Raw genomic sequence first — 1492 nt, forward strand, 5'->3', positions numbered from 1 at the left:
CTTCTATGTTAAAAACTTTCCAAACCACAAATGATAGTATCCAGGATAATAAGAATAACACTACTAATATATATCCTAACCATTCTAATGATATACTTTGGGTAAATTCCCAAAATGTTCCGGATAGATTAAGATTTTCGGCTGTGATTTGCAATATTTCTATCATGCCAATTACAATTGCTGCTATGACTGAGATTGCTGTAATCGTTATATTGTAATAAAGCTTACGTATCGGTTTTACAAATGCCCAATCATAGGCTCTCGTCATTAATATACCATCAAAGGTATCGAACAGTGACATACCTGCTGCGAATAGTATTGGTAATGCTAGGATGCCTGAAATTGTAAATGAGGCGTGAGCTGTTGTTGCTGATAATGATAATAATGCTATTTCACTTGCTGTATCAAACCCCAATCCGAATAAGAAACCTAATGGGTATAGATGCCATTCTTTATTAAGTACTTTATAAAATGGTCCAATCATTCTGGAAAATAATCCTCTGCTTGTTAGAATTTTTTCTAACTGATCATTTCCCACGTTTTGATTATTCAAATTTTTAAATATTTTAAACAGTTGTATAAGTAATATTAAATTAATGATACCAATTAGTATTAGGAATGTTCCTGAAACGCTCATTCCGATAATCCCACCAATATGCTGTAGATTAGGCATATATTGTTTTGCCCAGCCTACCGATAAGCCTAGTGCTATCGACATTAATAACACCACAGTAGAATGTCCCAATGAAAAGTAGAAGCCTACTCCTAATGTTTTTTGTTTATCTTGCAATAATTTTCTAACACTATTATCGATAGCTGCAATATGGTCTGGATCAAATGCATGTCTCATACCTAATGTGTACGCTACAACAGCCATACTCACTATAAGATGATTTGAACTTGATGCTGATATCACTAAACATATACCTAATACATGTAAGAGTATTACAAATAATATATATGGGATGGAAGACTTCCAACTATTACTTGATTTAATCATGTTATGCCTCACTTTTTACAAATTAATACGGTTAATGACCTGAATATTTAATTTTAGTATTTTCTTAAAAATGCTACGTTACGATTATATAGTCTTTCGTTTATAAATTTTTGAACAATAATGAGTAGTTTTTCTATTTCATATGTTGTCGTACTTAGTATGCGTAAACTAAATCCAGGCACACTCATCTTGCTGATTCCTACTCTTAACTCACCTTGCTCTTGATATAGCAGCTCGGATATTTCATCAATGAGTTTTTGATTAATATCCGGATGTATACAGTAACAAGAACCTAAGTGTGTATAACCTTCCATAAATCCAATTTCACCTATTTTCTGATGATTTGGTACTAATTTCATATTATCAAATAGTACCAATTTCTCGTCTATATAGATTTCACTTAATAAATGTAATTGTGTATAAGTAAAGGTATCTCCTTGTTCATCGTAGCCTGGTGTTAATATATCAGTATAAAAAAGTGCACTTGTAGCT

The 1492-nt window shown here is 31.9% G+C and carries 2 protein-coding genes; both read right to left on the reverse strand.

Translation table 11 applies throughout. The features are described 5' to 3' along the window. The coding region (locus CD111_RS10240) for a HoxN/HupN/NixA family nickel/cobalt transporter (RefSeq protein WP_103268507.1) at nucleotides 1–1000 on the reverse strand (1000 nt) is incomplete at its 3' end. Between the two features lie 53 nt (nucleotides 1001–1053). Further along, the coding region (locus CD111_RS10245) for an urease accessory protein UreD (RefSeq protein ID WP_206124256.1) at nucleotides 1054–1492 on the reverse strand (439 nt) is incomplete at its 5' end.

The organism is Mammaliicoccus stepanovicii (assembly GCF_002902525.1).
GTDB classification, from domain to species: Bacteria; Bacillota; Bacilli; order Staphylococcales; family Staphylococcaceae; genus Mammaliicoccus; species Mammaliicoccus stepanovicii.